Here is a 23,972-nt window from a genome sequence, read left to right on the forward strand (position 1 = left end):
AATCACAGGGCCGGAATCACGGGGCCGACTGGCGGGCGCGTTCGAGCTCGGGGTCGGGCTGGAGGTCGGGAACCGTCGCCGCGGCGCCCCCCGGGGCCGGCGCGGCCTGCGGCACCTTTGCCGCGGTAGCGGCATTTTCGTCCTTCGACACCGGCTGCACGCCGAGTTCCTCGAGCGGCGCGCCGACGCTCGCCGCCTCGTCCCCCGGCATTTTCACCTCGGTCGCGGTCGCGGCGTCCTTTTCGACATTTTCGCGCGCGCGGTCGCCGATCAGCCCCGCCATGCCGACGAGCAGCAATACGGTCAGCACCCCGCCGATGCCGATCTGCAACCGCCGCATCGTGTCGTTGGTCGGCGCGGGCGCGACCTGGACGCCGGGAGCGCGCATATCGGTGGGCTGCGTCATGGCTTTGCCTCCGCCAGCCCCTTCGCGGCCAGCCATTCGGGATTGTAGAGCGTCGAGAGATAGCGAAACCCGCTGTCGCACAGGATGGTTGCGATGCGCTTGCCGGGGCCGAGCTCGCGCGCGAGCGCCATCGCCCCGGCGACGTTGATCCCCGACGACAGGCCGAGGCACAGTCCTTCGTCGTCGAGCAGGCTGCGCACCACGGCGAGCCCTTCGGCGTCCGAAATGCGGAACTGGGTGTCGATCGGCGCGCCGTCGAGGTTGGCGGTGATGCGGTTCTGGCCGATCCCCTCGGCAACGCTCGACCCTTCGGGCTTGAGCTCACCACAGCGGTAATAATTGTAGAGGCCGGCGCCGTGCGGGTCGGTGAGCGCGATGGTGACGTTCGCGTCCTTCGCCTTCAAACCGAGCCCGGTCCCGGCGATCGTGCCGCCGGTGCCCGCGGCGCAGGTAAAGCCGTCGATGCGCCCGTCCATCTGATCCCAGATTTCCTCGGCGGTGCCCATCACATGCGCCTTGCGGTTGGCGATATTGTCGAACTGGTTGGCCCAGATCGCGTTGCCGGTTTCCTCGGCGATGCGGCGCGAGGTGTGGACGAAGTGGCCGGGGTTGGCGAAGGGCGCCGGCGGCACGAGCACCAGTTCGGCGCCGAGCGCGCGAATCGTCGCCATTTTTTCGGCGCTCTGGTTGTCGGGCATGACGATGATCGTCTTATACCCCAGCGCGTTTGCGACGAGCGCCAGGCCGATGCCGGTGTTGCCCGCGGTCCCCTCGACGATCGTGCCGCCGGGTTGCAGGCTGCCGTTCGCCTCGGCATCGCGGACGATATAGAGCGCGGCGCGGTCCTTCACCGATCCGCCGGGGTTGGCATATTCGCACTTGCCCCAGATTTCGCAGCCGGTGGCTTCGCTCGGCCCCTTGAGCAGCACCAGCGGGGTGTTGCCGATCAGGTCGAGGCTGTTTGCAGCAATCGTCATGGCGCCTGATCTAGGGCGGCGGCCTGCGCGTCGCAAGACAGCTTGTGTTGGGAGGGGGATGATCGGGCTTGTTGGGATGACCTTTCTCCTTTTCCGTTCGTGTCGAGCGAAGTCGAGACACCTAGAGCGAGCGCGTGCCTTCGCGTGTCTCGACTTCGCTCGACACGAACGGGATTTATAAGTTGGCCTTCCGCCTCCCCGGCACGCCGTCCCCCTCCCCATCGACCAACCGCGCCCCGCCCCCGACGAACCGCACGAACGCGCCCTTGCCATTGTAACAGTATATCATTACTGCCGCCCGGACAGTCGCCGATAACAACAGGAAAAACCTCCCCATGCGCTCGCTTCGTACCGCCGCTTCCAGCCTTGCCATTGCCTTCGTCGTCCTCGCCGCCCCCGCTGTCGCGCAGGACCGCAGCAGCGCGGGCAGCGACGACGATGTCCACACCGGCGACCCGATCATCGTCACCGCGCCCTATGTCCGCAGCCTCGACATCCTCGGCAATGTCTCGGTGCTCGAGGGCGACGAGCTGGCGCGCGACATTCGCGGCCAGATCGGCGACACGCTAACCCGCCAGCCGGGCGTGTCGGCGACCAGCTTTGCCCCCGGAGCGTCGCGCCCGGTGCTGCGCGGCTTTTCGGGCGAGCGCGTCCGCGTGCTGACCGACGGCATCGGGTCGATCGACGTGTCGAACACCTCGGCCGATCATGCGGTCACCATCGACCCGCTGACCGTCGAGCGCATCGAAATCCTGCGCGGCCCCGCGGTGCTGCTGTTCGGCAGCCAGGCGATCGGCGGCGCAGTCAACATGTTCGACCGCCGCATCCCGCGCAAGGTGCCGGCCGACCATGTCCATATCGACGCGATCGGCGGCTATGCGACCGCCGCCGACGATGGCAACGCCGGCGCGTCGATCGACGTCGCGCTGAGCCCGCAGATCGTGGCGCATGTCGACGGCAGCTGGCGCAAGACCGGCGACGTGCGGAGCGGCGGTTTCGTCTATGCGCCGTCGCTGCGCGGCGAACTGCTCGACCTCGCCGCCGAAGAGGCCGAGGAAGGCCATGCCGACGAAGCGGCCGAACTGACCGCGCAGGCCGGATCGCGCGGCAAGGTCGAAAACACCGCGAGCGAGACCTGGACCGCGGGCGCCGGTCTGTCGTTGATCAATGACGGCGGCCAGCTGGGCATTTCGGTGAGCTATTACGACAGCAATTACGGCGTCCCCAGCCGCCCCGGCACCGAGCATCACCACGAAGAGGGTGAGGACGAGGGCGCCGAGGAAGAGCATGGCGAGGAAGGCCCTGTCACCATCGGCCTGCAGCAATGGCGCGCCGACGTGCGCGGCGAGGTCGAGCTGGGCGACGGCTTTTTCGACAAGCTGCGCGTCCGCGCCGGCTTCGCCGATTACCAACACACGGAATTCGAGGGCGACGAGGTCGGCACCATATTCACCAACCAGGGCGTCGAAGGCCGCCTCGAGCTGGCGCAGAACGACCGCGGCGGCTGGCGCGGCGCCAGCGGGGTGCAATACAGCCACCGCGACTTCGACGCGGTCGGCGCCGAAGCGTTCGTGCCGCGCAACCTGACCGACCAGTTTGCTGTCTTCACCCTGCAGGAGTTCGAGGCCGGACCGCTCGGGCTGGAAGCAGCGGCGCGCTTCGAGACCACCGACGTGCGTGCGCCGGCGCTCGGCATCGAACGCAACTTCAACAGCTTCTCCGGCGCGCTCGGCGCGACCTATGACCTGTTCGAGGGCGCGAAGTTCGGCGTATCGGTGGCGCGCGCGGTGCGTGCGCCCTCGGCCGAAGAATTATTCTCGAACGGCCCGCACATCGCGACGCAAAGCTTCGAGGTCGGCAATCCGAACCTGAAGCGCGAGGCGAGCTGGGGCGCCGAAGCGTCGTTCAAGGTCCGTACCGACGGCTTCAACCTCGCGCTCACGGGCTATTCGAACTGGTTCGACGATTTCATCTATTCGGCCGCGACCGGCGCCGAACAGGATGAATTGCCGGTGTTCCAATATTTCCAGCGCGACGCCCGCGTCTGGGGTTTCGAGGCCGAGGCGAGCGCGCGACTGGCGCAGATCGCCGGATTCAACATCATCGGCGATGTCGTTGCCGACATGACGCGCGCGACGATCAAGGGCGGCGGCGCCGACCGCAACGTCCCGCGCATCCCGGCGCTGCGCGTGCTGGGCGGACTCGAGGCGCAGGGCGAACGGATCGACGCGCGCGCCGAGGTCGAATGGACCGACGACCAGACCCGCGTCGCGGCGTTCGAAACCCCGACCAAGGGCTTCACGCTCGTCAACGCCTCGGTGACCTGGCGCCCGCTGCCCGACACGAAGAATTTGTCGCTGTCGCTGGCGGCGAACAATATCTTCGACGTCGAAGCGCGGCGCCACGCCAGCTTTACCAAGGATTATGTGCCGCTCGCCGGCCGCGATTTCCGGATTACGGCGAGGGCTAGTTTTTAAGAGTACGTCGCCCCCGCCTTCGCGGGGGCGACGCCGCTTTATCAGAACGGCAGCGATTGCTTCTTGTTCCAGTAGATCGAGGTCGCGGCAGCATAGGCGCCGACCTTTTCCCACACCGCGGCATCGACCTTTTCGATATCGACGCCGCTGTCGATATAGGCCTGGACGATCGCCATGATATGGTCGTTCGAAATCTCTTTGGACAAATCGGGGTTCGCCAGCCCCGGCCCGAAGGCGAGCGCCTTGTCGACGACGCCGGTCGCCAGATTCAGCTTGGCGAGGTCGCCGACCAGCCATTCGCGCGAGATGCGCGCGAGGCTGTAGTCGAAATAGGGACCCTTCTGCTCGTCGGTGATCGCGTGCTTGGCGACGCAGCCGTCGGTGATCGCCGCGAGCTGCTTGAACAGCGTATCGCGGTTGGCGTCGTCGCCGGCGCCGGTCATCGCGGCGCCAAGCGAGGCCTTCAGTCCGGCATCGGCGCCGGAATTGACGCAATCGAACTTCGCGCCTTCCTGCGCCAGGCCGGTCGCCGGCACGGTCGCCAGCGCCAGCGCGGCGCCCGCGATCAAAGTCTTCATCATCGCTATTTCCCTTCGAGCCTCGACGCTTACCCCGTCAGGACAGCATGGCCATGCCGCCATTTACATGCAAGGTCTGACCGGTGACATAGCCGGCTTCCTTCGACGCCAGATAGACGACCGCGGCGGCGATGTCGCTCCCCTCCCCCATCCGGCCGGCCGGGATGCGCTGGTTCAGCGCCTCCTTCTGCGTGTCGGGCAAATCGTCGGTCATCGCGGTCGCGATAAAGCCCGGCGCGACGCAGTTCGCAGTCACCCCGCGGCTGGCGAGTTCCTGCGCCAGCGCCTTGGTCATACCGGTGACCCCCGCCTTCGACGCGGCATAATTGGCCTGCCCCGGATTGCCGGTGGCGCCGACGACGCTGGTGATCGAGATGATGCGGCCGAAGCGCGCCTTCATCATCGGCTTCGCCGCGGCGCGCGCGAGGCGGAAATTGGCCTCGAGGTTGATGCGGATGACGTCCATCCACTCCTCGTCCTTCATCCGCATGATGAGGTTGTCGCGCGTCACCCCGGCATTGTTGACGAGGATATCGAGCTTGCCGAGCGCCTCGACGGCCGACGGCACCAGCGCATCGACCGCGGCGGCATCGCCGAGGTTGCACGGCAAAGCGACATGATCGCCGCCGAGCGTGTCGCGAAAGGCATTGAGCTTGTCGGCGTTGGAACCCGACACCGCGAGCCGCGCGCCCTGCGCGGCGAGCGCCTGCGCGATGGCCGAGCCGATGCCCCCCGAAGCGCCGGTGACGAGAGCGGTCATGCCGGTGAGATCGAACATATTATGTCTCCTGAATCTTTGGATCAGAGCGTTTTCAGCAAAGCTTCGATGTCGTCCATCGAGATCACGCTGACGGTCTCGACCTCGCCGCTGGCGCTGCGTTTGACCATCGGCGACAACACCTTGCCGCCGAATTCGGCGAAGTGGGTGACGCCGATGTCCTCCATCGCGGCGACGCTTTCGCGCCAGCGGACGCGGCCGGTGACTTGTTGGACGAGCAGGTCGCGGATCGTGTCGGCGTCGCTGGCCGGGCTGGCGGTGACGTTGGCGACGACGGGGACGAGAGGCGCGCGCGGCGGGTTGGCGGCGAGCGCTTCGGCCATCGCGTCGGCGGCGGGTTGCATCAGCGGGCAGTGGAAGGGCGCCGACACCGGCAGCAGGACGCCGCGCTTGATGCCCCAAGATTGTCCAGCGTCCTTCACCAGCGCGACGGCGCGTTCGACCGCGCCCTTGTGGCCCGAGATCACGACCTGCGACGGGTCGTTGTCGTTGGCGACGGTGCAGATTTCGCCTTCGGCAGCGGCATCGGCGAGCTTTTGCGCGGTGTCGATGTCGGCACCGAGCAAAGCGGCCATCGCCCCGATACCGACGGGCACCGCCGCCTGCATCGCCTGCCCGCGCGTCTTGAGGAGGCGCGCGGTGGTCGCGAGGTCGAAAGCACCCGCCGCGCAGAGCGCGCTATATTCGCCGAGGCTGTGGCCCGCGACATAATCGGCCTTGGCGGCCAGCGTCACGCCGCCTTCCTTTTCGAGCACGCGCAGCGTCGCGATCGCGTTCGCCATGATCGCGGGCTGGGCATTTTCGGTGAGGACCAGCTGGTCCTCGGGGCCTTCGGTCATCAGCCGGAACAGCTTTTGCCCCAGCGCGTCGTCGACCTCCTGAAACACTTCGCGCGCCGTCGGCGAAGCGTCGGCCAGCGCCTTGCCCATGCCGACCGCCTGGCTGCCCTGACCCGGAAAGATGAATGCGCGCATAAGACTTCCTACTCGTCATCCCAGCGCAGGCTGGGATCGGTTGCGTTGTCCCTCCAGCGATCCCGGCTTGCGCCGGGATGACGGAAAGGCAAAGCGCCTATTCCCTCACCCGGCGCGATGCAAGCCGAAGGGGACGACCTTGTTCGCCACATCATGACCGATGTCGGCGCGGCCCAGCCACGCGATGCCGGTGCGCGCGCACCAGCCCCGCGCCATCGCTTCGACCTCCATCCCGAACGGCCGTTCGTTTTCGAGAATGTCGCTGACCCGTCCGAGCCGCAGCCCGGCCAGCCCGCGCGGCGCGAGATAGCTCGTCACATGAAACAGCGCGCGGTCGAAGGCATAGAGATATTCGCTGACCTCCTCGACGATCAGGACATGGCCCGAAAGGTCGGGTTCGAGCGGGGTCCCGAGCAGCATCGACAGCGTCATCAGGTTGAACGCCGCATGGCGCGCGCCATGCTGCAACCCCGGCTCGCACGCCGCGGGATCGCGCGCGACCAGCCAGTCGAGCGCGCGCAGCACCGCCACATCGCCGCCCTCGCGCCGGATGTCGGCGACCATCGGGCCGTGCGCGACATGGTCGAAGCCATCGCGATAGAGCGCGCCGAGCAGATTGCCGAGGTCCGAATAGCCGAGATACGCCTTGCCGCGCGCCGCGTCGGTCATCGCCGCGACCGCATCCTCGGCGATGCGGCAGGCGCCATAGCCGCCGCGCGCGAACCACACCGCGTCGATGTCGGGGCGGTTCGCCATCTCGACCAGCGCCGCGCAGCGATGGCCGTCCTCGCCGGCGAAATGGCCGTGGGTGGCAAAGCATTGCGGGTCGAACACCAGCTCGACATCGGGATAGCCGAGCCGCGCCAGCGCGCGCACCGCCTCGGCGTCGTCGGGCAGGATGCGGGTGGCGGGGGCGACGATACCGATACGCATGGGGCGGGTTCTATATTCCGTTCGTGTCGAGCGAAGTCGAGACATCCCGAAGGCCAGCGCCAAGCCGAGGGGCATCTCGACTTCGCTCGATGCGAACGGGAGAGGGAATGTCGCCCGATGTTGCAAACCCTCCGCCAACGCCATATCGCGCCGTCATGTCGGAAAACAAATCCTATTTCTTCTGCGGCATCGGCGGGTCGGGGATGTTGCCGCTGGCGACGATCGTCGCGGCGCGCGGCGCCAGCGTTGCGGGGTCCGATCGCAGCCGCGACCAGGGCCGCTCGCCCGAAAAATTCGCGTGGCTCGCCCGCGAGGGGGTCGAATTTTTCCCGCAGGACGGCAGCGGGCCGAAGGCCGGCCAGACCCTCGTCGCCTCGGCAGCGGTCGAGGACAGCGTGCCCGACGTCGCCGCCGCCAGTGCCCTGGGCCTGCCGCGGATCACCCGCGCCGAGCTGAACGCCGCGCTGTTCAACGACGCCGCCCATGCGATCGGCGTCGGCGGGACGAGCGGCAAGTCGACCGTCACCGCCATGATCGGCTGGATCCTGGCCAGCGTCGGGCGCAACCCGACGGTGATGAACGGCGCGGTGATGCGCAATTTTGCTGGCCCAGAGGCGCCCTTCGCCAGCGCGCTGGTGGGTGACGCCGCCACCTATGTCAGCGAAGTCGACGAAAGCGACGGTTCGATCGCGCTGTACCGGCCCGACGTTGCGGTCGTCACCAACATCAGCCTCGATCACAAGAGCCTGGCCGAGCTTCACGCGCTGTTCGGCGATTTTGTCGGCAAGGCGCGGGTTGCGGTGGTCAACGCCGACGATCCCGAATCCGTCCCGCTGTTCAACGCCGACAACAATCTGCGCTTCGGCTTCGGCGACGGCGCGGCGATGCGCGGCAGCGACTTTGAAGCGCTGCCCGACGGGTGCCGCTTTTCGGTCAGCTTCGCCGGCGGCCGGCACGATGTGCGGCTGCGGATGCCCGGTCGGCACAATGCCGCCAACGCGCTCGCCGCGATCGCCGCCGCGCGCGCGGTGAGCATTTCGGTGGCGGACTCGGTCGCGGCGCTCGCCGGCTTCACCGGGCTCGCCCGGCGCTACGAAATCTTGGGGCAGGCCGGCGGCGTCACCGTGATCGACGATTTCGCGCACAACCCCGACAAGGTCGCCGCGACGCTGGCGGCCGTCGCCGAACTGCCCGGCCGCGCGCTGATCTTTTTCCAGCCGCACGGCTATGGCCCGCTGCGCCAGATGGGCAAGGAACTCGCCGCGAGCTTTGCCGCGGGGATGCGCGACGGCGACAAGCTGTTCGTCTGCGCCCCGGTCTATTTCGGCGGCACCGTCGACCGCAGCATCGGCAGCGAAGCACTGGTCGCCGAAACGCAAGCTGGCGGCGGCGATGCGGTGCATCTGACTACCCGCGCCCATTGCGGCGCCGCGATGCTCGATGAAGCGAAAGCAGGCGACCGCATCCTGATCTTGGGTGCACGCGACGACACGCTGACCGAGTTCGGGTACGAATTGCTGGGGAAGCTTGGCTGAATATTTGGCGCGCAGAGGACGCAGAGATCGCAGAGGAACAGGGTTCACGCGGAGACGCGGAGATGGTCGAGCCGAAAGGCTCTTTTTTCCTTCCGCTGCCGCCCTGCCGTTTGGCGTCGCAGGAAAGAGACCGCTTTGCGGCAAGCGCATTCTCTCCGCGTCTCCGCTTCTCCGCGTGAACAAGTGATTCTTCTTTGTGGTCTCTGCGTCCTCTGCGCGACTAGCCCCTTCCCCTGCCCTTGCTTCCGCCGCCGAAATCTGTATAGGCGCGTCCATTCGGGGCGAGGCTCTTAGGCCGTCGCCCCGTTTGCTTTGCACCGATTCGCAAGGCGAGACGACAGCCGGAGGGGCCTGCGATTGGCGCAGGTCAGCGATCGGCCAAATCGAAGGAAGCGCATCATGCCGTTCTACGAGCATGTTTTTATTGCGCGTCAGGACCTGAGCCAGGCTCAGGTCGACGCGCTGGCGGAAACCGTCACCAACGTCATCGGCGAGTATAAGGGCCAGGTTCACAAGACCGAAACCTGGGGCCTCAAGCAGCTCGCCTACAAGATTCAGAAGAACCGCAAGGGTCATTATGTGATGCTGTCGGCCGAAGTGTCGGGCGAAGCGATCGCAGAGATCGAGCGTCAGGCCGCGATCAGCGAAGACATCATCCGCTGGATGACGATCAAGGTCGACGAGCTCGAAAAGGGCCCGTCGGTGATGATGCGCAAACAAGAACGTCGGGGCGGCCGCGGCGAACGTGGCGGTCGTGACCGCGACGGCGAAGAATAAGGATAACGACCATGGCACGACCCTTTTTCCGCCGCCGCAAGACCTGCCCCTTCACTGCGAAGGACGCACCGGTCATCGATTACAAGGACGTTCGCCTGCTCCAGGGTTACCTGTCGGAGCGTGGCAAGATCGTCCCGTCGCGGATCACCGCGGTGTCCGCCAAAAAGCAGCGTGAGCTGGCGAAAGCGATCAAACGCTCGCGCCACATCGGCCTGCTCCCCTATGTTGTGAAGTAAGGAGGGCTGGTCCGATGGAAATCATCCTGCTCGAACGCATCGAGAAACTCGGCGGCATCGGCGATGTCGTCAACGTCAAGAACGGCTTTGCCCGCAACTATCTGTTGCCCAACAACAAGGCGCTGCGCGCGAACGACACCAACCGCAAGCTGTTCGAAGCCAACCGCGAAAAGATCGAGGCCGATAACGCCGAACGTCGCGGCGAGGCCGAAGGCCGTGCCAAGGATATCGACGGCAAGCAGATCGTCCTGATCCGCCAGGCGTCGAACACCGGCCAGCTTTACGGTTCGGTGTCGGTGCGCGACATCGTCGACGCGCTGGCCGAAGACGGCGTCACCGGCCTCGGCAAGTCGATGGTCGAACTCGAACGCCCGATCAAGGCGCTCGGCCTGGTCGACGTCAAGGTCAAGCTGCACCCCGAAGTCATCGTGTCGGTCGGCGTCAACGTCGCCCGCTCGCCCGATGAAGCCGAGATGCAGAAGCAGGGCATCGACGTCATCGCCGCGATGTTCGAGGAAGAACAGGCCGAGGCCGCCGCCACGGCGCTGGAGCCCGACAGCGAAGACGAGTTCGAAGAAGGCACGCCCCCTTCGGACGCCGCGCCTGCCGACGAAACCACTGCGGACGACGCCGAAGAAGCCTGAGCTTTTTCCGGCCGAAGCCTTTTGAACGGGGCCGCGTTTCCATCGGGAGACGCGGCCCCTTTCTTTTGCGGGGTGTGCGGCTTTTGCGGGGCGTGCGGTGACCTCAAGCGATCCTCCCCAACGGGGGAGGGGGAGGGGGAGCGAGCGGAGCAAAGGAGCGCGCGGGGCGCGTTGCTTCCCGCGAGGCCGCAGGGTGGTGGAGGGGCACAGGCCCGCGTCCGCCTCGCTCTACACCGCGTACCCCTCCACCAGCTTCGCTGGTCCCCCTCCCCGTTCCGGGGAGGACCCGCAACGAGCGCCCCCACCCAATCCCGCCACTGGCCAACCCGCCCCGCCTTTCCTATGGCAGCACCGATGGCCGATACCGCGTTCCCGTCCCGCTTTGCCGCCGATGCCGGCCTGCTGCCGCAGATGGCCGATCTGGCGAAGGATCGTGTCCTCGTCGCGCGGCTGACCGAGAGCGATTATCGCGCCGCCAGCTTCCTCGACCAGCGGCTGCTGACCGACCGCATCGCGCGCGAGTGGATGGCGTGGGAGGCGTTGCCCGATCTGGGCGGCGCGGCGCCACGGCCGCGTTTTATATTTCATATCGGCCATGTCGGCTCGACCCTCGTCTCGCGCCTGCTGGCCGAGACGGGCGACGTGCTGCCGCTGCGCGAACCGATGCTGCTGCGCAGCTTTGCGCAACTCGCCGAGCGCATCGACCGGCCCGAGTCGGTGTGGTCGGCCGACCGCTATCGCGCGCGGCTGGGGCAGATGCTCGGCTGGCTGGGGCGCGGGTTCCAGCCGGGCCAGCGCGCGATGGTCAAGGCGTCGAGCGTCATCACCGCGATCGCCGACGATCTGACCGACGACGGCGGTCCGACGCTGTTCCTTTATGTCCCGCTGCCGCGCTATCTCGAAACGATCCTGGCGGGCGAGGCGTCGTTCGCCGAAACGATCGCGCAGGCGCCGGCGCGGATGGCGCGGCTCGCGGCGCTGCTGCCCGATTTCGCGCCCCAGCTGTGGCAATTGCCGCCGGTGACGCGCGTGGCGATGAGCTGGCTGTGCGAAATGGCGACGGCGCAGCGCACCCTGCCCGCCGCCGACCCCCGCCACCTGTGGGTAGATTTCGAGGCGATGCTGGCGGATCCCGCCGCGGCGCTGGTCGCGCAGGCGCGGCACCTGGGGCTGACCCGCGACGCGGCGCGGGTCGAGGCGGCGCTCGCCGGGCCGATCATGCGCCAATATGCCAAGGCGCCCGAACATGGCTACAGCGCCGACCTGCGCCGTCAGTTGCAGGCGCAGGCGGCGACCGACCACGCCCCGTCCATCGTGCAAGCGATCGCATGGGTTGAAGCGCTCGCCGCACGCTATAAGACACTCGCCACCCTGCCGATCCACGGCGCCCAGGAATAGAAGATGTTCAAGCTCGTCCCGCTGCTCGACGCCAACGAGGTCCGTGCGCTGCGCGATATTGCCGCGAGCGGCCAGTTCGTCGACGGCAAGATCAGCAACCCGCATTCGAAGATCAAGAACAACCTCCAGCTTCACGACGCCGGGGCCTATGAACGATCGTCGAAGATCCTGCTCGACGCGATGGTGCGCAGCCCCGAATTCATGGAGTTTGCCTTTCCGGCGCGCATCGCGCCGCCGCTGCTGACGCGCTACACGCCGGGAATGCATTACGGGCTGCATCCCGATGCCGCTTATATCCCGCTGCCCGACGGTCAGCTGCGCACCGACGTCAGCTGCACCGTCTTCCTGACCGACCCCGCCGATTATGACGGCGGCGCGCTGCATGTGCGGCTGGGCAATGCCGACCTGCGCTTCAAGGAAGCGCCGGGGGTCGCGATCGTCTACCCCTCGCACACGCTACACGAAGTCGAGCCGGTGACGCGCGGCGAGCGGCTGGTCGCGATCACCTTCATCCAGAGCCTGATCCCCGACGTGGCGCACCGGGGCCTAATCTATGAGCTCAACGAGGTTGCGGCGCTCGAGGGCACGAAGATGGACCCGGAGAATTACACCCGGTTGCAGGCGGTGCAATATCAGCTGCTGCGGATGTGGCGGCGCTGACCGACGAGGATCAATAGCCCATCAGGCTCAGCACTTCCTTGCGGCTGCGCTGGTCGTCGAGGAAACAGCCGAGCAGGCGGCTGGTCACCATGCCGACGCCGGGGGTGCGCACGCCGCGTCCGGTCATGCAGCCGTGCTGGGCGTCGATGACCACCGCGACGCCGTGCGGCTGGAGATTGTCCCAGATGCATTTGGCGACCTCGGCGGTCAGCCGTTCCTGCACCTGCAACCGCCGCGCATAGCCGTTGAGCACCCGCGCCAGCTTCGAAATGCCGACGACGCGCGCCTTGGGCATATACGCGATCGACGCCTTGCCGGTGATCGGCGCCATATGATGTTCGCAGTGCGACTGGAACGGAATGTCTTTGAGCAGTACGAGCTCGTCATAGCCGCCGACCTCTTCGAAGGTACGCTGGAGGTGGATTGCCGGATCGTCGGCATAGCCCGAACAATATTCGAGCCAGGCGCGCGCGACGCGTTTCGGGGTGTCGAGCAGCCCCTCGCGCGAGGGGTCGTCGCCGGCCCAGTTGATCAGCGTGCGCACCGCGTCCAGGACCTCGTCCGGCACCACCGCTTTGCCGTCGGGTCCCACTTCCACATTCGTCATCGCGCCGCCTTCACTGTTGCATGGATGTCGCACATTTCGGCGTCATTGCGCCGTTACGCAAGCCCGGCGGCAGAAGATTTTCATGGCCGAAAACAAGTTTACGTTGCGGAAACCGGCATTTTTACCGTCGTGCCAAACGCAATAAAATTTCCTTATCGCGCTCCCGCACAAGCCACTTGACGCTTTCGTCAACTAAGCGCAGTTTTATCGTATTACAGAACCTGCCGAAGCAGGTCGTGATCGGAGAGCCGGCGTCTTTCCCCGGATGCCGGTGGGAGAGGATGATGACCAGCATAGCTGGCTATACGCTATCGCGTTTGCGCTTGCGCTCACGCCGGATCGACTGGATCCGGCGCCTATAGCTCTGACTGGAAATTTGTCCCCTCCCGATTGGGCGATGCAATTGGGCAATCCGTAAATACGGATTGAAAAAGGGAGGCTTTATATGAAGTTCAAGGCACTGATCGGCACCTCGATCCTGGCGATGGCGGTGGCGACCCCCGCGTTTGCGCAGGATGCGGCGGAAGAAACGGAACGCGACGCCTTTGGCGGCGAAATCGTCGTCACCGCGCAGCGCCAGTCCGAACGCCTGCAGGACGTGCCGATCGCGGTCAGCGCCTTTTCGGCCGAAGCGCTGGAAGCGCAGCAGATCAAGACCCCGTCGGATCTGCAGCTGACCCTGCCGAACGTCACCTTCACCAAGACCAACTTCACCGGCGCCAGCTTTACCATTCGCGGCATCGGCGACCTTTGCGTCGGCACCACCTGCGACAGCGCGACCGCGATCCACCTGAACGGCGACCCGCTGTTTTCTACCCGGCTGTTCGAAACCGAATTCTTCGACCTCGAACGCGTCGAAGTGCTGCGCGGGCCGCAGGGCACATTGTTCGGGCGCAACGCGACCTCGGGCGTGGTCAACGTCATCACCGCCAAGCCGAAGCTGGGCGTCTTCGAAGCCGCCGCCGAAGGCGAATATGGCAATTTCGATTCGATGAAGGCCAAGGCGATGGTGAATATTCCCATCGGCGACACGCTGGGCCTGCGCGTCGCGGGCATGCGACGGTTACACCAAAAACGCCTTCCTTGGCACCCGCATCGACGACCGCGACCTTTACTCGGTGCGCGGCACGTTGAGCTGGGAGCCGTCGCCCGACACCACGGTGACCTTGCTCGGATCCTATTTCCGCGAAAAGGACCAGCGCACCCGCATCCAGAAACAGCGCTGCCAGCGCGACCCGACCGGCATCCTCGGCTGTCTGAACACCCGGCTCGACAATTCGCCCTTCAACGGCAATTCGACCTTCACCGCCGCGCTGACGTCGCGCGAGTTCCTCGCGACCCAAGGCATTCCCGCCGCCTTCGCGCTCGGCAGCCTCTATGGTCCCGACGTTTATGCCAACACGACAGTGCCCGCCGATCCGCGCACCGTGAACACCGCCTTCACGCCGTCCTATTTTACCAGCGAACTGACGCTGCAGGGTGAAATCGACCACAATTTCGGGCCGGTGTCGCTGCAGATTTCGGGCCAGTATCAAAAGGTCAAGCTGGAAGCCTTGCAGGATTACAACAGCAATGTCGGCAACCGCGCGCTTTACGCCGGCGGCCTCAATACCTTGCAGGCGGCTGCAAACGGCCTGCTCGGTCCGGCGCTGCAGGCATATTTCGCGCCGGTCGCGGCGGCGATCATCCCCAACGGCCCGAACGGCGTGCTCTGCACCTCGCAGGCCGATGACACCGGCTTCGGCAGCTATGGCGGCAACAGCATCTGCAGCACCGAATCGCTGCAGTTCGACCGGTCGAACCAGTATAACAGCAGCTGGTCGGTCGAAAGCATCCTGACCACCGACTTCGACGGGCCGTTCAACGCGCTGCTCGGCGGCATCTATGCCGACTATCACCTGACCGAGAACAGCTATTATGTGAACGCCTTCCCGATCGACTATCTGACTGGGGTACTCGGTGGGTTCAACGCGCTGAGCAACGGGCTGCCGCCGTCGTTCCTCGGCACCCCCTTCTTCCGCAACAACACCGACGATCTGAAGGTCAAATCCTACGGCATTTTCGGCGAAGCCTATTTCGAGGTCAACGATCGCCTGAAACTGACCGCCGGCCTGCGTTACAACAACGACAAGAAGAGCGTGCTCGCACGCTCGACGCTGGCCAGCTTCCTGGTGCCGTTCGGCCAGACCGGTTCCGCGTTCGATTCGCCCTTCGTCGGCAGCTTCGACGCCGACCCGGGTACCCCGGGCAACCAGATCATCCAGGCCCGCAGCGTCAAGTTCAACGAATTGACCGGCCGCGCAGTGATCGATTACAAGATCACCGACGACAATCTGCTCTATGCCTCCTATTCGCGCGGTTACAAATCGGGCGGCATCAACCCGCCGCTGCAGCCGATCTTCGCGGTGCCCGAATCGTTCGCGCCCGAGCAGGTCGATGCGTTCGAAATCGGGTCGAAGAACAGCTTCGGCAACGGCGCGCTGACGCTCAACCTGACCGCCTTCTATTACAAGTACAAGAAGCTGCAGCTGAGCAAGATCGTCGCCCGCACCGCGGTCAACGACAATGTCGACGCCGACATCTACGGTTTCGAGGCCGAAGCCATCGTGCGCCCCGATCCCGACTGGGTGATCAACCTTGGCTTCAGCTACCTGCACACCAAGGTGACCGAAGACAAATACACCAGCAACCCGCGTGATTTCGGCGGTGGCCGCGCCGATGCGGTGATCATCAAGGACATCACCAATGCGGCGAACTGCGCGGTGGCGTCGTCGTCGGGCAACATCGCCGGGGTCAACGCCTATGTGAACCAGGTCAACGCGCTGATCAACGCGGGCGCCATTCCGGGCCTGGCCGCTGGGGCCGGGTTGCAGGGCACGACCCCCTTCCCCGCCGAAGGCGGCATCGCATCGACCGGCGCCTATAGCGTCTGCGCTGTGATCGCGGCGCTGGCACCCACGCTGGGCGCCAACCCGGCGTTTGGCGGCATCGAAACCTCGACGACGATCAACGGCGAGACCTTCCAATATTCGGCCGGTATTCCGGTGAACCTGCGCGGCAACCAGCTGCCGCAGGCGCCGAATTACAAGTTCAGCGCCGGCGTCCAGTACACCGCCCGGCTGGGCGACAGCGACATGACCCTCGTGCCGCGTTTCGACCTTGCCTACACCGGCGAAAGCTTTGGCAGCATCTTCAACGGCAACGTCAACAAGATCAAAGGCTATGCCCAGGTCAACGCCCAGTTGCAGCTGAACGGAGCCGACGAAAAATGGTATGTGCGCGGCTTCATCCAGAATGTCTTCGACGCCAACAGCGTCACCGGCCTGTACATCACCGACCAGTCGTCGGGTAACTACACCAACATCTTCACCCTCGAGCCGCGCCGCTATGGCATCGCGGCCGGCGTGAAGTTCTAACCGACCCGGCGACCCAGCCACAAAAAAGCCCCGGCCTCTCCATCGAGAGGCCGGGGTTTCTTTTGTCCGCCGATCGCGGAGCCGAAGCGGTCGCCCGCTCCGGCCGCTCCGATCAGAATTTGAAGCGAACGGTGCCGCCATAGGTGCGCGGCTGGCTGGGATAGCCCGACACGCTACCGGCCTGCGCCACCGCCGGGAAGATCGTCGTGAGGTACTGCGCGTTGGTGAGGTTGCGGCCCCACACGCCGACTTCCAGCCCGTTGGTCAGCGCCAGGGTGAAAGATGCGTTGAGCTGGTTCACCTCGCGCTTCAGACCTTCGACGACGCCGGGGGCGAAGCCGCTCAGCCCTTCGACGATCTGGACCGGGCTTTCATACTGGTAATCGACATGCGCGATGGCACGGGTGCCGCCACCGAACTCGTGCGTGTAGGTCGCGCCCATCGACATCGCCAGCGCGGGGATGCCCGCGGGGGTGGTGCCCGAAATGTCGCCGAACGCCGAGTTGACGAAGCTGTCGTATTTGGCGTCGAGATAGGTCGCCGCCAGCGTCAGGTTCAGCCCGTCGACCGGCCGCACCGACCCGTCGAACTCGATGCCGAAGGTCGACTGCTTGCCGGCATTGGCGAGCGCGAAGCCGGTGCCGGTGAAGACGTTCGACTGGAAGCCCTTGATCGACTGTTTGAACACCGCGAGGTTCAGCGCGGCGACCGACCACTGGCCCTTCAGCCCGAACTCGTAAACGGTCGATTCTTCGGGTTCGGCGAAGCGCGATCCGGTCCCGAGGTTGGGAACGCCCAGCCCGCCCGAAATGATCGCGGGCAGGTCCGACGCGAGCGGCCGGCTGTCGCGCGACAGGTTGACCGAGCTCGCCTTGAAGCCCGTCGCATAGGTCGCATAGACGTTGACCGTGTCGGTCAGCTCATAGGCGGCGCGGACGCTGTACGAGAAGTCGCTGTCGTTGGTCTTGCCGTCTTCGACCGCGTTGGGAAGGTTGAGGAACGGCGGCAGGAACTGGAACGGGCGCAGCGCCAGGAACGGGTTGCCGACGGTGAGCGGATTGGTGTCGGCCGCAGCCTGTGCGGTGGTCAGATTGGCGTTGAGTGCACCGAACTGGTTGGCGCCGGCGACGATCTGGCCGAACCCGGCAGGCTGCGCCTGCGCGAAAGCCTGGATCTGCGCCGCGTCGGCAAGCTGCCCGGCCGGCAAGCCGATGAACGCGCCGACCTGCGTCGCGATCGCCTGCTGCGCCAGCACGCGCCCGCCCGAACCGGCGAGATCGACGCCGGAGAAGACGTCGCTGCTGATGACGTTGGTCGAGAAGCGCTTGCGATCCTTGGTATAGTTGCCGCCCAGCGTCAGCGTCAGCCGGTCGGTGACGTCGAAATCGACCGTGCCGAAGATCGAGAAGGCTTCGTCCTTCAGCTTATAGGCTTCGTCGAGGCCGTCACCGGCGCGGAAGAAGCTGCCCGCATAGTTGGTGCCGTTCGCCGAGCCGAGGAGCGCCTCGAGCGAATTGACGTTGAGCGCGTTGCCGGTCGATGCCCGGATCAGCTGGTCGGCATAGGGCCGGAACTGGGTGCCGAACCGGATGTCGTTTTCCTGGTCGATCTTTTCGTTGAAATAATAGCCGCCGAGCAGGAAGTTGAGCGGACCGTCGAAGTCGGAGGTCAGGCGCACTTCCTGGGTGAAGGTATCGATGCCCAGGTCCTGGCTGTTCTCACCGATCAGGTCGGCGCCGGTGAAGTCCGAATCCTGGTTGGTCAGCGCGCGCACCTGACGATAGGCGGTGATCGAGGTGAACGCCATCGAGCCGAGATCATAATCGATCTGCGCCGAGCCGCCGTAATTCTCGATCTCGTTCGACGACAGGAAATTGTTGTAGACGTCGTACGAGAACGGGTTGTTGGCATCGACGCTGGGGCCGCCGGCGAGCGCGTTGGTGATCGCGATGGTCGGACCGGCGATGACGTTGCCGGCGATGCAGCAATTTTCGTCGATCTTGTCGTAATCGCCGATCAGGCGGATCGACAGCGCATCGGTCGGTTCAAAGAGCAGCTGGCCGCGCACGCCCCACCGGTTGCGGTCGTTGACGTCGGTGCCGAGCTTCAGGTCCTGCGCATAACCGTCGCGGCGGTTGTAGCTGCCGCCGATCGAGAAGGCGACGGTGTCGCCGATCGGACCGGTGACATCGCCCTTGACCGTGATCGCGTCGAAATTGCCGTAGGTCGCCTCGAGCGAGCCGCCGAATTCATACTGCGGCTTTTGCGTGACGATGCTGATGACGCCCGCCGACGCATTCTTGCCGAACAGGGTCGATTGCGGACCGCGCAGCACTTCGATGCGCTCGACATTGGGAAGATCGCCGATCTGGGCGGCCGAGCGCGAGCGATAGACGCCGTCGATGAACACGCCGACCGAAGGTTCGATGCCGGCGTTGTTGGCGCCGTTGCCGAAGCCGCGGATGATGAAATTGGTGTTGGCGCTCGACTGGAGCTGCGACACGCGCAAGCTGGGAACCGACGACTGCAGGTCGATCAGGTCGCGGATCTGGGCGTTTTCCAGATCAGCGGCCGAGGTGACCGAGACGGCGACCGGCGTGTCCTGCAACGTCTGCGACCGCTTCGACGCGGTGACGATGATCTCGTTACCATAGTCGGTGGTGTCGGTCGTGTCGGCGGGGGCGGCGTCCTGGGCATAGGCGAAAGCGGGGGTGGCGGTGGCGCACAGCATGGTGGCGCCCAACAGGATGTTGCGCAAAGTCATGATGATGTCTCTCTCTCCAAAACCGGCGACGGCGCGGCCCTGTGGCCTAAAAGGGAGATGCCCCGCTGGTAACGGCCCGCTGTAATATCGCGCCGCGCCGCGTCAACGCGATGCGACGAAGCGAGCTGATTTTCCGGCCATTAGTGACTAAAAGGCAACAGTTTGCGCTACGGAAAACGCAGGTTTACCATGGGCGGCGCCGCAAATTTCAGCTCGGAAAAGTGGTGCCCGGGGACGGGTTCGAACCGCCGACACTGCGATTTTCAATCGCATGCTCTACCAACTGAGCTACCCGGGCAAGGCCGCTGCGGCCGGACGACCGCGCTGGCGAGCGGCGGCTATAGGCAGGGCCTTGCGTCCTGTCCAGTGGCTTTGTGCGGCGCGATTTCGCGGTCAGTCGTCGTCGAAACGATCGGTGTCGGCGGTGCCGTCGGGCGCCTGTTCAGCGGGGACGCGATAGCCTTCGCCGAACCATGCGAGCAGGTCGCGGTCGCGGCAGCCGCGGCTGCAGAACGGCTTGAATTCGCTGTCGCGCGGTTTGCCGCACAAGGGACAGCTTGGGGGCTTACTGGGCATGGCCCGTTCCTTTTAATTCGGGGTTCGGCGCCAGCCGCACGATGCGGCCGGTGCGCGTCTGCAACAGCTCGGCCCAAGCGGGATACGCGGCGATCTGGTCGATCACCGCGGGCCGCGCGGTCAGGGTCAGCGGCCCCGTCCCGACCGTCCGCTCGGCCTGGCGCAGCAGCAGCGCGGCATCGGTCCGGGCGAGATCGAAGCGGACCTGTTCGACGAGCGACGCGCGGCGGCGCGGGCGGATGATCTGCATCAGCCCGAAGCCGTTGACCGCGGTGCGTTCGAACGGCGGTGGCAGCGCCGCATCGATCAAAGCATCGATCGCCTGCCGCCCCGCCCGGTCGGGTACGGCGGGAAAATCGATGCCGATCGATCCGCCGATGTCGCAGCGGCGAATGACCGCCGCCGCCGCCCGCGCGCCGGCGCTGGCAATCGCCAGCGGGTCGCCCTCGCCGTCGATGTCGATCAGCAGCATCGCCGGGGTCGCATCGACCCACAGGGCGCCGCCGGCAAAATCCCAATGGCCGCGGCGCACGCAATCGATCACGTCCGACCAGCCGGCTTGCTCCAGCCGGTCGGGATCGGTCGGCCGCAAGATGGTGACCGGCACGCCGCTTGCCGCGATGCGCGCGCTAAGGTCGGGCCCGTCGGACAGCGCCGCGCCATCGTCGGCGAGCCGTGCCCGCGCCGGCTTGTCGCGCCCGCGTTCGCGCAGTGCCATGCGTTCGATCTCGACGCGCAGCGTCGCGCCGAGCGACGTCGCGGGCGGCACCTGCGCGACCGTGACGGTCGGCGCGCCGGGGCGGTCGAGCGCCAGCGTCGCGCGCCTCCCGCCGGGGCCGACCTCGACCAGCTTCGCGTCGATGATCGCGCCGACGCGCGGTGCTTCGCCGTCGCGTTCGATGCGGGCCTCGACGATGTCGCCATCGACGACCAGCGCGGCGCGCGCCTCGCCGATTCCGGCTTCGTAAAGCCACTCAGCCAAGCGCAATGCCCGCGCTGGTCAGCAGCGCCCGCGTCTCGAACAGCGGCAGCCCGACGACGTTCGAATGGCTGCCCGACAGGAAGCGGACAAAGGTTTCGGCGCGCCCCTGGATCGCATAGCCGCCGGCCTTGCCCATCCCCTCGCCGCTCGCGACATACCAGTCGATGTCGGCGGCGCTCAGCACCTTGAAAGCGACGACGGTGTCGGCGACGCGGACGCGCGGCCTGGCGTCGGCGCCGACCACGCAGATGCCCGACCAGACATGGTGCCGCCGCCCCGACAGCAGCCCCAGCATCCGCCGCAGATCGGCCTCGTCGGCGGGTTTTTCGAGGATTCGGCGCCCGACCGCGACCGTCGTATCGCCGGCGAGCACGACCTCATGCGGCGCGCGCTCGACCGCGAGCGCCTTGGCCTCGGCCAGCCGCGCCACATAGTCGCGCGGCAGTTCGCCTTTGCCCGGCGTCTCGTCGATATCGGGGGCCGCGATGCGGGCCGGCGTGATGCCGATGCGCGCCAGCAGCTCGCGCCGGCGCGGAGAAGTCGAAGCGAGGACGAGGGCCGGATCGGGCGCGGGAGGATTCGCCGCGCTGCTCACTTGAAGCGATAGGTGATCCGACCCTTGGTCAGGTCATAGGGGGTGAGTTCGACGAGCACTTCGTCGCCGACGAGAACGCGGATGCGGTTCTTGCGCATCTTGCCGGCCGTGTGGCCCAGAATCTCGTGGTCGTTTTCCAGTTTGACGCGAAACATCGCGTTGGGCAGCAGTTCGACCACCTGGCCGCGCATTTCCAGAAGTTCTTCTTTCGCCATCAGTCCTCTATGGGCTCGATATTCAAGGATGCGCGCCCATAACGCCAAATTGCGCCAATTGAAAGCAATCTGTCATGGGCGCGTTCGCGGGCGTTCAATGCACCAGCCGCAGCCGCCGCGCGATGCGCCAGCCGACCGTCTTGACGCGCGCATGGTCGGGCCAGCGCGGCGGCATCGCCGGGTTGAGACCCAGCCGCCGCAGCCACGCATTGGCGGCATGCGCCTCGGACTCGCGATAGCTCCATTCGCTGCGCCAGGTGATCGATAGCGAGATCGACGGCGCATCGCCATTGGCGACGAAATGCGGCGCCATCACCGGCATCAGCACCGCGTCGCCGGGGACGAGCGGCACCTGCTGTGCGGCACCGCGATAACCATCGTCCCACGGCAGGTTGCGATGCCCGCCGGTGTGATAGCGTTCATGCTCGCGACGGTGCGCGAAACGCTCGTCGCCCGACGGCCACACATGCATCACCTTGGTGCCGCGCAGCTGGAGCAGGATATTGTGTTCGGGATCGAAGTGGAACGGCGTGATCGACCCCGGCGACGACACGAAGATAAAGCCTTGCGGCGTCAGCATCGCGCCGGTGCGCGGCTCGACCACCGGTTGCAGCTCGCCGAGCAGGTCCATCAGCAGCGCGCGATAGGCGGGGTCGCTCTCGATATTCTTGAGCACCGCCCAGCTGCGGTTCACGTCGATCGTGCGGATCGTTTCGGCGATCGTCAGGCCGTTCGATGGCAGGTCTTCGGGCGCGATCCCGATCGGCACGTCGCCCGGATTATATTCGACCTGCGCCGCCGGCAGGCTTTCGGCGAGCGCCGCGAGGGCCTCGATCGACAGTAGCGGATGGTCGGGCAGCCGGTGGTGCAGCAGGCCCGCGGCGCGCGGATAGAGCGCCGCCATCGTTTCCAAAGTGTCCGGCGGGAAAACGGTGCCGGCGATCGGCTGGTGCATCGTCATGTCGGGTCCTGTGTTTCGGCGGCGGCAGGGGCGGCGCCTTTCCAGCGCCGCCAGGCAAGTTCGACGCGCGACAGCAGGTCGAAGCGCAACCGGTCGGCGCGGCCCGCCAGCGCGACGTTGACCCACACCAGCGCCCGCCGCTCGCGCCACACGCTGTCGATCATCGGGTGGCCGGGCGCGGCGCAGCTGTCGACCCAGTCGATGCGCGCGTCGCCGAGCAGGTCGAGGTTCGCCTGTTGCAGCAGCACGCCGGGCGAGAAGCGCGCATAATCCTCGTCGAACGCGGTCTTGAACGAAAAGCCGCCGGGCGGCGAAAGGAAGTTGATCAGCATCGCCAGCGGCCGATCGTCCAGATAGAGCGCGCGCATGTCGAGCTTGCCGGCCTCGGCGGCGGCGCCCAATATGGCCCGGAACCAGGCTTCGGTATCGCCGTGGCTGGCGAGCGCCGATCCGGCCTGCCCCTTCCACCCGCGCGCCTCGAGGTCCAGAAACGCGGCGATCCACGGCTCGACCGCCTCGCCGCCCGCCCAGCGGCGGAAGCTGACCGCGCCCTGCTCGGCCAGCCGGTTCGCCTGCCGGCGCAATTCCTTGCGCTTTTTCGGCCGCACCGCTTCGTCCCAATAGGCCTCGGCCGACAAACGGCTGTCGAGCAGCGCGCGCGCCTCGCGGTGCACCGCCACCGCCGCACCGCCGCGCCCCGCCGCGACGCTGGCCAGCGCCCGGTGGAGCGGGCCATCCTCGGTCAGCCGCGGCACATGGACGAGCGTCCGCGCCCACGGCGCCGCATCGCACCAGCCGAGCAGGATCGACCAGAACAATGTCTCGAACCCCGCGCGGACCAGCGGCAGGCCGAGGAAATGATTGGGGTGCGCCCAGCCGGTGACGTGGCGCAGCGGCAGCCGCCCGTAACGATCGGCGGGGGCGAGCGGCATCACGCCGATGACCGGCCCGTCGCGGCCCGCCTGCACCATCACCAGCCGCGCGCGGCGTTCGGGATCGAGCAGGTGCAGCGCCGATTGCAGGCACCAGCGCTCGACAAAGGGGTTGGGCTCGCTCGCATCCCCGGCCAGCGCATCCCACGCCGCGGCGAGCTCGTCCGACAGCGCCAGCGGATCGACGATGCGCACCGCCAGCGGCGCGGCATCGGCCGGCACCGGGGCGCCGTCGACCGGAAAGGCGGGATGGACCGTCATGGGGGGCAGGCTAGCAGCAAGGGGTTAAAAGGAGGTGGCTGATCCTCCCTGTGGCGCAGCCATAGAGAGGATTTACTCCTCATCGTCATCCCGGACTTGATCCGCGATCCATAACTGCGCCGTCGTAATGGATCCCGGATCAAGTCCGGGATGACGAAGATGTGGGACGCTCGATATCTGGTGACCGATTGCCGGCGCCAGTTCCTCCCCTCCCTTTCAGGGAGGGGCTGGGGGTGGGTAGCCGCCAACGGCGGCATTCGCACCGCCGCTCGCTCTCGCTCGCAACCCAC

General features: G+C 66.4%; 21 protein-coding genes, 1 tRNA gene and 1 pseudogene. 8 read left to right on the forward strand and 15 right to left on the reverse strand.

Annotated elements, in window-relative coordinates:
- Positions 1–16 precede the first annotated feature (16 nt).
- Together HEQ22_RS10470 and HEQ22_RS10475 are read right to left on the reverse strand one after the other, a co-directional pair.
- Positions 17–406 carry a hypothetical protein gene (locus tag HEQ22_RS10470; protein WP_432767843.1) on the reverse strand — a complete coding sequence of 130 codons (390 nt, stop codon included), beginning with the start codon at positions 404–406 and terminating at the stop codon, positions 17–19.
- The gene (locus HEQ22_RS10475; protein ID WP_432767844.1) at positions 403–1,383 is read right to left on the reverse strand and encodes a cysteine synthase A; all 981 of its coding nucleotides are present in this window, start codon (positions 1,381–1,383) and stop codon (positions 403–405) included. Before HEQ22_RS10475 ends, HEQ22_RS10470 begins: the two co-directional genes overlap by 4 nt.
- Positions 1,384–1,718: 335 nt before the next feature.
- Here HEQ22_RS10475 and HEQ22_RS10480 point away from each other — a divergent pair, with 335 nt between their 5' ends.
- Complete coding sequence (locus tag HEQ22_RS10480; protein WP_432767845.1) at positions 1,719–3,860, forward strand: TonB-dependent receptor; 2,142 nt, start codon at positions 1,719–1,721, stop codon at positions 3,858–3,860.
- 41 nt (positions 3,861–3,901) lie between these two features.
- Here HEQ22_RS10480 and HEQ22_RS10485 read toward each other — a convergent pair whose 3' ends face one another.
- The 4 genes from HEQ22_RS10485 to HEQ22_RS10500 all read right to left on the reverse strand — a co-directional run bounded on the left by HEQ22_RS10485 (position 3,902) and on the right by HEQ22_RS10500 (position 7,123).
- On the reverse strand, positions 3,902–4,441 hold the full coding sequence (locus tag HEQ22_RS10485) for a hypothetical protein (RefSeq protein WP_432767846.1): 540 nt from the start codon (positions 4,439–4,441) through the stop codon (positions 3,902–3,904).
- Between the two features lie 34 nt (positions 4,442–4,475).
- Entirely contained in the window at positions 4,476–5,216 is a 741-nt protein-coding gene (gene fabG, locus HEQ22_RS10490; RefSeq protein WP_432767847.1) for a 3-oxoacyl-[acyl-carrier-protein] reductase, read from the reverse strand.
- Positions 5,217–5,239: 23 nt separating this feature from the next.
- Positions 5,240–6,190, reverse strand: a complete 951-nt coding sequence (fabD, locus tag HEQ22_RS10495; RefSeq protein ID WP_432767848.1) for an ACP S-malonyltransferase — start codon at positions 6,188–6,190, stop codon at positions 5,240–5,242.
- A 105-nt stretch (positions 6,191–6,295) separates the two neighbouring features.
- On the reverse strand, positions 6,296–7,123 hold the full coding sequence (locus HEQ22_RS10500; RefSeq protein ID WP_432767849.1) for an LD-carboxypeptidase: 828 nt from the start codon (positions 7,121–7,123) through the stop codon (positions 6,296–6,298).
- A 155-nt stretch (positions 7,124–7,278) separates the two neighbouring features.
- Between HEQ22_RS10500 and HEQ22_RS10505 the strand changes: the two genes are divergently transcribed.
- The 6 genes from HEQ22_RS10505 (at position 7,279) to HEQ22_RS10530 (ending at position 12,373) form a co-directional block, all read left to right on the forward strand.
- Positions 7,279–8,658 carry a Mur ligase family protein gene (locus HEQ22_RS10505; protein ID WP_432767850.1) on the forward strand — a complete coding sequence of 460 codons (1,380 nt, stop codon included), beginning with the start codon at positions 7,279–7,281 and terminating at the stop codon, positions 8,656–8,658.
- 399 nt (positions 8,659–9,057) lie between these two features.
- Positions 9,058–9,435 (forward strand): 30S ribosomal protein S6, encoded by a 378-nt coding sequence (rpsF, locus tag HEQ22_RS10510; RefSeq protein ID WP_432770855.1) that lies wholly within the window; start codon positions 9,058–9,060, stop codon positions 9,433–9,435.
- A gap of 11 nt (positions 9,436–9,446) precedes the next feature.
- On the forward strand, positions 9,447–9,671 hold the full coding sequence (gene rpsR, locus HEQ22_RS10515) for a 30S ribosomal protein S18 (RefSeq protein ID WP_432767851.1): 225 nt from the start codon (positions 9,447–9,449) through the stop codon (positions 9,669–9,671).
- 14 nt (positions 9,672–9,685) lie between these two features.
- Complete coding sequence (rplI, locus tag HEQ22_RS10520) at positions 9,686–10,315, forward strand: 50S ribosomal protein L9 (protein WP_432767852.1); 630 nt, start codon at positions 9,686–9,688, stop codon at positions 10,313–10,315.
- Positions 10,316–10,669: 354 nt separating this feature from the next.
- Entirely contained in the window at positions 10,670–11,713 is a 1,044-nt protein-coding gene (locus HEQ22_RS10525; RefSeq protein WP_432767853.1) for a hypothetical protein, read from the forward strand.
- 3 nt (positions 11,714–11,716) lie between these two features.
- Entirely contained in the window at positions 11,717–12,373 is a 657-nt protein-coding gene (locus HEQ22_RS10530) for a Fe2+-dependent dioxygenase (RefSeq protein ID WP_432767854.1), read from the forward strand.
- A 10-nt stretch (positions 12,374–12,383) separates the two neighbouring features.
- On the opposite strand, the gene folE is transcribed toward HEQ22_RS10530, so the two are convergent.
- Positions 12,384–12,980, reverse strand: coding sequence for a GTP cyclohydrolase I FolE (gene folE / locus HEQ22_RS10535; RefSeq protein WP_432767855.1), 597 nt, complete (start codon positions 12,978–12,980; stop codon positions 12,384–12,386).
- Between the two features lie 445 nt (positions 12,981–13,425).
- On the opposite strand from folE, the pseudogene HEQ22_RS10540 reads away from it, so the two are divergent.
- Positions 13,426–16,396, forward strand: a pseudogene (locus HEQ22_RS10540) (TonB-dependent receptor).
- Between the two features lie 112 nt (positions 16,397–16,508).
- Here the strand turns inward: HEQ22_RS10540 and HEQ22_RS10545 are convergent.
- The 8 genes from HEQ22_RS10545 to HEQ22_RS10580 form a co-directional block, all read right to left on the reverse strand.
- Positions 16,509–19,160, reverse strand: a complete 2,652-nt coding sequence (locus HEQ22_RS10545) for a TonB-dependent receptor (RefSeq protein ID WP_432767856.1) — start codon at positions 19,158–19,160, stop codon at positions 16,509–16,511.
- 222 nt (positions 19,161–19,382) lie between these two features.
- Positions 19,383–19,458: transfer RNA gene (locus HEQ22_RS10550), tRNA-Phe, on the reverse strand.
- A 95-nt stretch (positions 19,459–19,553) separates the two neighbouring features.
- Positions 19,554–19,736 carry a DNA gyrase inhibitor YacG gene (locus tag HEQ22_RS10555; protein WP_432767857.1) on the reverse strand — a complete coding sequence of 61 codons (183 nt, stop codon included), beginning with the start codon at positions 19,734–19,736 and terminating at the stop codon, positions 19,554–19,556.
- Positions 19,726–20,718, reverse strand: a complete 993-nt coding sequence (locus HEQ22_RS10560; RefSeq protein ID WP_432767858.1) for a ribonuclease — start codon at positions 20,716–20,718, stop codon at positions 19,726–19,728. Before HEQ22_RS10560 ends, HEQ22_RS10555 begins: the two co-directional genes overlap by 11 nt.
- The gene (locus tag HEQ22_RS10565; RefSeq protein ID WP_432767859.1) at positions 20,711–21,313 is read right to left on the reverse strand and encodes a Maf family protein; all 603 of its coding nucleotides are present in this window, start codon (positions 21,311–21,313) and stop codon (positions 20,711–20,713) included. Before HEQ22_RS10565 ends, HEQ22_RS10560 begins: the two co-directional genes overlap by 8 nt.
- On the reverse strand, positions 21,310–21,528 hold the full coding sequence (infA, locus tag HEQ22_RS10570) for a translation initiation factor IF-1 (protein ID WP_010162480.1): 219 nt from the start codon (positions 21,526–21,528) through the stop codon (positions 21,310–21,312). The genes HEQ22_RS10565 and infA overlap by 4 nt, the downstream gene beginning before the upstream one ends.
- Positions 21,529–21,622: 94 nt before the next feature.
- Positions 21,623–22,489: a cupin-like domain-containing protein gene (locus HEQ22_RS10575; RefSeq protein ID WP_432767860.1), complete on the reverse strand. Its 867-nt coding sequence runs from the start codon at positions 22,487–22,489 to the stop codon at positions 21,623–21,625.
- On the reverse strand, positions 22,486–23,682 hold the full coding sequence (locus HEQ22_RS10580; RefSeq protein WP_432767861.1) for a GNAT family N-acetyltransferase: 1,197 nt from the start codon (positions 23,680–23,682) through the stop codon (positions 22,486–22,488). Before HEQ22_RS10580 ends, HEQ22_RS10575 begins: the two co-directional genes overlap by 4 nt.
- Positions 23,683–23,972 lie beyond the last annotated feature (290 nt).

The sequence above is a fragment of the Sphingopyxis sp. genome (assembly GCF_050916055.1).
Classification (GTDB): Bacteria; Pseudomonadota; Alphaproteobacteria; order Sphingomonadales; family Sphingomonadaceae; genus Sphingopyxis.